This window comes from Streptomyces sp. NPDC097619 (assembly GCF_040302735.1).
Taxonomy (GTDB): domain Bacteria; phylum Actinomycetota; class Actinomycetes; order Streptomycetales; family Streptomycetaceae; genus Streptomyces.
Genome location: NZ_JBEOSD010000271.1, coordinates 1 through 5,878, shown reverse-complemented (window position 1 = coordinate 5,878; position 5,878 = coordinate 1). Strand labels below are relative to the sequence as shown.

7 protein-coding genes are annotated in these 5,878 nt (G+C 73.6%); 2 read left to right on the top strand and 5 right to left on the bottom strand.

From position 1 onward, the window contains the following. Positions 1-63: 63 nt before the first annotated feature. From ABTZ17_RS36025 to ABTZ17_RS36005, 5 genes are all read right to left on the bottom strand, one after another. A complete protein-coding gene (locus tag ABTZ17_RS36025; RefSeq protein ID WP_352200039.1) occupies positions 64-1,197 on the bottom strand; it encodes a serine hydrolase domain-containing protein in 1,134 nt (377 codons plus the stop codon). 59 nt (positions 1,198-1,256) lie between these two features. After that, on the bottom strand, positions 1,257-2,117 hold the full coding sequence (locus ABTZ17_RS36020) for a DUF3159 domain-containing protein (RefSeq protein WP_352200038.1): 861 nt from the start codon (positions 2,115-2,117) through the stop codon (positions 1,257-1,259). Between the two features lie 195 nt (positions 2,118-2,312). After that, complete coding sequence (locus tag ABTZ17_RS36015; protein WP_352200037.1) at positions 2,313-2,846, bottom strand: Clp protease N-terminal domain-containing protein; 534 nt, start codon at positions 2,844-2,846, stop codon at positions 2,313-2,315. Beyond that, positions 2,846-3,055: a helix-turn-helix domain-containing protein gene (locus tag ABTZ17_RS36010; protein ID WP_352200036.1), complete on the bottom strand. Its 210-nt coding sequence runs from the start codon at positions 3,053-3,055 to the stop codon at positions 2,846-2,848. The genes ABTZ17_RS36015 and ABTZ17_RS36010 overlap by 1 nt, the downstream gene beginning before the upstream one ends. A gap of 86 nt (positions 3,056-3,141) precedes the next feature. Further along, complete coding sequence (locus ABTZ17_RS36005) at positions 3,142-3,624, bottom strand: peroxiredoxin (protein ID WP_352200035.1); 483 nt, start codon at positions 3,622-3,624, stop codon at positions 3,142-3,144. Positions 3,625-3,961: 337 nt separating this feature from the next. On the opposite strand from ABTZ17_RS36005, the gene ABTZ17_RS36000 reads away from it, so the two are divergent. Both ABTZ17_RS36000 and ABTZ17_RS35995 read left to right on the top strand, forming a co-directional pair. Next, a complete protein-coding gene (locus ABTZ17_RS36000; RefSeq protein WP_352200034.1) occupies positions 3,962-4,489 on the top strand; it encodes an EF-hand domain-containing protein in 528 nt (175 codons plus the stop codon). Positions 4,490-4,994: 505 nt separating this feature from the next. Further along, the coding region (locus ABTZ17_RS35995; protein WP_352200033.1) for a TrmB family transcriptional regulator at positions 4,995-5,878 on the top strand (884 nt) is incomplete at its 3' end.

The window sequence follows — 5,878 nt, the reverse complement described above, 5'->3', positions numbered from 1 at the left end:
TGAGCGGGCCCCCCACCCCCGTCGCCCGTCCCCGGCGGGCTCCGGGCGACGGGGTGCCCCGGGTCAGGCGAGGGCGTGGACGACGGAGCGGAGGAGGCCGGTGTTCTCCGGGGCGGCGCCGCCGGGGTAGGCGAAGCGGCGGCGGGAGTAGGCGTACGCGAAGCCCTGGCGGGGGTCGGCGAGGGCGAGGGAGCCGGCGGCGCCGCTGTGGCCGAAGGCGCCCGCGCCGAGGACGGGGAAGGCGGGGCCGTAGCTCTGGAAGCCGAGGCCGAAGGCCTTCGGCGAGCCGCCCACGAGGTCCTTGCCCTCGGAGTGGACGCGGGCGAACACCGCGGCGGTCTCGGGCTTGAGGAGCGGGGCGCGGCCGTCGAGGCCGAAGGCGGCGGCCGCGTACATGCCGGCGAGGCCGCGGGCGGAGCCGATGCCGCCCGCCGATGCCTGCCCGCCGGCACGGACGGCCCGCGCGTTGGGGAAGTCGTACAGCTCGACGTTGTCGGGGGCGTGTTCGTTGAAGGCGATCCCGCCGAGGCCGTGCGGGCTCGCCGCCCCCGCCGCCAGTTCGGCCGCCTGCTCGGGGGTGGGGAGCATGGGCAGGGTGCTGAGGAAGCGGGGTTCCTCCGACTCGGGCAGGCCGAGCCACAGGTCGAGCCCGTAGGGGGCGCGGACGCGCTCCTCGTACCAGTCGTGCAGGGTGCGGCCGGTGGCGCGGAAGACGACCTCGCCGACCAGGGCGCCGATCACGAGGGCGTGGTAGCCGAAGAAGCGGCCCGGCTGCCAGAAGGGGCGCTGTCCGGCGAGGCGGGCGGCGATGGCCCGGTCGTCGGCGATCTCCCGACGGGTGAAGCCGGTGTCGGGGCCGATCACGCCTGATCGGTGGGCGAGGAGGTCTCGGAGGGTGAGGTCGCCCTTGTCCTCGGCGGCGAAGTCCGGCCAGTACGAGGCGACGGTGCGGTCGAGGTCGAGGAGGCCGTCCTGGACGAGGAGGGCCGTCACCAGGTAGGCGGCGCCCTTGGTGGAGGAGAAGACGCCGAGGAGGGAATCGGCCTCGACGCCGTCGGACCACAGGTCGACGACGCGTTCGGCGCCGCGGTGGACCACCAGTTGGGCGCCGGGCTCGTGCTCCTCGGCCGCGAGGAAGGCGGCGAACTCCTCCCGTACCCCTTCGAAACCGCTGACCACCGTGCCGTGGACTGCCATGACCCCTCCCGGACCTTCGTGACGATCTTGCAGTCCGGGGAACCGGCCGACCGGTGGGGCTATTCCCTCCCGGGCGGCGGCTGAGGCGGGTGCGCGGCGGCGGGCGGGGCACCGGCGGGGGTGACGGGCGGGGTGTCGGCGGCCCGGCGCAGTCGGCGGGTGGCCGCGACACCGAGGATGATCATGGCCACCCCGAGCCACCAGAGGTCGCCGGCGAAGACGAGCACGGCGATGCCGGCCGGTACGAGCAGGGCGGCGACGGGGGCGAGGAGGGCGGAGGGGTCGATCGCGGGGCGGGGGTGTCCCGCCGCTTCGGCCCGGGCGCGGGCGGTCGCGACGCCGGGGTACCAGGCGGTGAACTTGACCGCCGCGATCAGGGCGGCGATCTGGATGATCCAGCCGGTCCAGAGGTTGTTCGAGTTGCGGAGCACCAGGTCGCCGTACCCGCCGGCGAGGGCGGAGACCAGGAAGGCCAGTCCCCACACTCCGGTGATGAGGTAGTTCGTCCGCAGGAAGGTCGGGGAGCTCCAGTACTTCCGGTCGACCTGCTCGCGGGCGTACTGGAGGGTGAAGGGCTTGCGGAAGGCCATGGAGCCGAAGGCGATCAGCGTCAGGGCGATGTTGGAGACCTCGCCGGCGTAGAACTCCAGCCAGTGGCGGGTCCCGGCACTGGCCAGGGCGCCGATCACGGCCATCACGGAGAAGAAGACGAGGTCGGCGACCTCCAGGATCTTCCAGGAGGTGCCACGCCGGGCGAGCCGTCCGCCGATCACGACCACCAGCGTGATGAGCAGGGCGACGACCACGGAGAACTCGAACCGGCCGGGTCCCGAGAGCAGGGAGAAGGCGATCCACGGCGACATGCCCACCACGGGGTTGTCGAGGATCCCGGTGGCACCCTCACCGACGCTCCTGGCCACAGCCTCCGCCTCCTCACCGGGCGTCCCGTCGCGCGCCCCCGTCCGCGGCCCCCGCGCCGTCCCTTCCAGCCTGCGCCCGTCACCGGTGGCCCGCGAGGCGGGGCGGTGGCGAAGGGCGAGGGCGACGGGGCGGGGCCGGGACCGGGGCGGGGCGACGCGGAGGCCGGAGAGGTGCCGGGGCGGGCCCCGCGGCGGTCAGGCCGCCAGGCGGCGGGTGAGGGCGGTCTCCGCCGTGGCGTAGGTGACGCCGTGGTCGGCGAGGGTCTCGGAGACCGGGCCGGGGCGGGACACCAGGGCGAGGAGGAGGTGTTCCGCGCCGATGTGGCGGTCGCCCCGACCCACGGCGATCCGCAGGGCACGCTCCAGGGTCTTCTTGGCACCGGCGGAGAACGGACGGTGCCCGCCCCAGCGGCGCCTCCGTGGGGCGCGGGCCGGGTCGAGGGCGCCCTCGCCGTGGGCCTCCTCGACGCGGGAGACGATCGCCGCCAGGTCGATGCCGAGACCCGCGAGGGCCTCCTGATCGGCTTGGGAGAGACCGCCGCGGCGGCGGGCGGCGGCCAGTCCGGCGGTCAGCTGGTCCGCGTCCACGGCGAGCGGGGTCAGGGCGCCCGCGTCGAGGAGGGAGAGCAGCAGGTGTTCCTCGTCCACGGTGGCGGCGCCGGCGCGTTCGGCCCGGCCGACCGCGCCTTCGACGGCCGCGCGGGCCTCCCGGGTGAACTTCTCGAACATCAATGCCTCCCGTGTTTCTTGTGCACGGCCTGTCGGCTGACGCCCAGCTCGGCGGCGATCTCCTGCCAGGCCCAGCCCTGGGCGCGGGCGCTGCGCACCTGTACCGCTTCGAGTTGTTCCAGGAGGCGGCGCAGGGCCGCGACGGCGCGGAGCCCCACCCGGGGGTCCCGGTCGCCCGCGGCGGCCGCCAGTTCGGTTGCCTCGGTCATGATGTCAACTTAGGTTGACACACCCTCCGTGTCAACCCCCGTTGACGCGGAGGGTGGGGCGGGCCTGCGCCGGGCGACGGTGAGCCTCAGGCCGGCAGGGTGGCGAGGTGTTCGCTCAGCAGAGCGGGCTTGGGGAAGGTGGCACCCACGGTGGTGACGTGCTTCCAGTGGAGACGGCCGTCGGGGGCGATGATGAAGACCGACCTGCGGAGCCCGATGAGGGGCGCGGAGATCCCGAACGCGCGGGCCACGGTCCGGTCCGGGTCGGACAGCAGCGGCATCCGGAGGTTGCGGTCGCGGGCGAAGCGCTCGTGGCTGTCGAGGTCCTGGGCGCTGATCCCCCACACCGAGGCGCCCGTGGACTGGAGCTGCTCCAGCCCGTCGGAGTAGGAGCACAGCTGGGCGGTGCACACGGGAGTGGCGTCGCCGGGATAGAAGGCGAGGACCACGGGGGCGCCCCGGTGGTCTCCGAGCGCGTACTCGCCCCGGTGGAAGGTGTCTCCGTCGAGCTTTCCGCCGGGGAGGCGGAAGTCCTCGACGAGGTCTCCCGCCTTCGGGATGCCGGGCATGGTGTCTCCTTCGTGCGCGCGGCCGCGGCCGCGGCTACCGGACGGTAGGACGGCCCACCGTAAGGGAGTCCTCCGCGTCGGCCAAGGAGACCGTGTGGGGTCGGGGCCGATCCGGACGGCCCGCGACCGTCCCGCGGGCGATCGAACACGAGTCGGGCACGGGCCCTCCGATCAGGGGCGCGCCCGATCGCCTGCGCGCCGCGCCGGGACCCCCGGGTTTGTGCGGGACCGGGCGGACCATCCTCAGGAGGGGGGTGTCCGCGGCGGTGGGGGGCGGACACCGTCCATGACGACGCGGCAGCCGCGGGAAGCGGCACGACGGTGACGAGGACGCGACATGGCCAGTGAATTCCAGCGCCGGAAGGTCGGGCTCGCCTTCGGCATGATGGACGTGGACGGGGACGGACACCTCACGGAGGCGGACTTCGCGCTCCTGGCACAGCGGTGGAGCGATCTGCGGGCGGGCGGCGGGGACGACACGGTGGTGCGGGGGACGATGCTCGGCTGGTGGCGGACCCTGTCCACCGCCGCGTCGGGGGCGGACCGGGTCACGCTGGAGGACGTATTGGGCGTCGTCGACGCCCTGCCCGCCATGCCGGAGGCGGTGCACGCCACGGCCGAGGCGATGTTCGAGGTCGTCGACGCCAACGGCAACGGCGAGGTCGACCGCGGCGAGTACAAGCAGATGATCGAGGCGTTCTCGGGGCAAGGCGTGGACACCGACGCGGCCTTCGACCTGCTCGACCTCAACGGCGACGGACACCTCGATCGCGAGGAGTTCCGGGCCCACTGGTACGAGTTCTGGGCCGGGACCGACGAGTCCGCGCCCGGGCGGCTGCTGTTCGGCCGCGTGGAAGGGTTCTGACCGCAGGCGGCCGGATCGCCGGCGGCACGTACGGCGGGTTCGGGAAACCGGAGTTCAGGAGACGCGGGCCCAGGAGATGCGGGCTCGGGCGATACCGGATCGGAAGATGCCGGCTCGGAAGACCGGGCTTCGGCAACTCGGGCTTCGCGGGCTCAGTTCGTGCGCTTCCATTCCCAGTCCGACGAGGTCATGTCCGAGTCACCCCCGCTCCGGGGCGGTCGGCGGCGCGGTCCGCGGGGACCGCGGCCGGCCGGGGCGCGGTACGGGTGAGGTGTGGTGCGGCGCCCGCCCCCACGGGCGCCGCGGTGCCGGTGCGCACGGCCGGAGCCGTGGTGCGCGGACCGGTTCGAAGCTCTAGGCCGTTCACTGCTTACCCCCAAGTAAGGCCTGTTGCTGTCGCTACGGCCACGAGTCTGCCGAGCCCACCGGCCCGGCCCAAGGGCCGGACCCTGGCGTAAAGTTGCCTGGCAACTTGTTCGCGTGGTGCGGGGGGAGTGAAAGCGGGATGTCCGAGAACCCCCCGGGCGGGGTGGACTTCGGCGGGCTCGACGACGAGAGCGCCTCCGCCTACCGGCAGGCGGTGCTGCGCGGCCGGTACGTCGCGGGGGACGTGGCCGCCGCGTTGGGGATCGACCTGGCGCGGGCCGAACGGATCGCCGGCCTGCTGGAACGGATGCGGTTGCTCCGCCCCATGCCGGGCGAGCCCGACGTGCTGGTGCCGATCAGCCCGGGTGCCGCCGTGGTCGACCTGGTGGGACCGGCCGAGAATCGGATCCGGGCCCTGCAGGCGTCCGTCAGCGAGGTCCGGGCCGAGGTGTTGGCCCTGCTCCCCGCCTACTTCGACAGCCGCAGGCAGCGCAACGAGGCCGAGGCCTTCGACGTCATCACCGACATCACCGCGCTCCAGGCCACCCTCGACGACCACGCCAAGAAGTGTCGGGCGGAGATCCTCTCGGCCCAGCCGGGCGGGGCCCGGGGATCGGAACTGCTGGAGGCCGCGCTCCCCAAGTCGTTGGAGCGGCTGGAGCGCGGCATGGTCATCAGGAACCTCTACCAGCACACCGTCCGCAGCGACCTGGCGACCACGGCCTACGTGCGGGCCGTCACCGCCGCGGGGGCCGAGGTGCGGACCACGGACCAGATGATCGACCGGATGGTCATCTACGACCGGGAGGTCGTGTTCCTCCCCGAGCAGAACGTGCAGGGCCGCGCCCCGGGGGCGATGGTGATCCGGGAGCCCACGCTGGTGGCCTTCCTGTGCAAGGTCTACGACCACCTGTGGTCCGGGGCCGCGCCCTTCATGCCCGGGGCCGAGGAGATCACCACGATCAACGACGAGTTGAAGCTGTCGATCATCCGTCTGATGGCCGAGGGCCACAAGGACGAGCT

What these genes read in the sequence shown, in the direction of transcription:
- ABTZ17_RS36010 (WP_352200036.1), bottom strand. Translation starts at nt 3,055, where the DNA reads ATGACCGAGGCAACCGAACTGGCGGCCGCCGCGGGCGACCGGGACCCC.
- ABTZ17_RS36005 (WP_352200035.1), bottom strand. Translation starts at nt 3,624, where the DNA reads ATGCCCGGCATCCCGAAGGCGGGAGACCTCGTCGAGGACTTCCGCCTC.
- ABTZ17_RS36025 (WP_352200039.1), bottom strand. Translation starts at nt 1,197, where the DNA reads ATGGCAGTCCACGGCACGGTGGTCAGCGGTTTCGAAGGGGTACGGGAG.
- ABTZ17_RS36015 (WP_352200037.1), bottom strand. Translation starts at nt 2,846, where the DNA reads ATGTTCGAGAAGTTCACCCGGGAGGCCCGCGCGGCCGTCGAAGGCGCG.
- ABTZ17_RS36000 (WP_352200034.1), top strand. Translation starts at nt 3,962, where the DNA reads ATGGCCAGTGAATTCCAGCGCCGGAAGGTCGGGCTCGCCTTCGGCATG.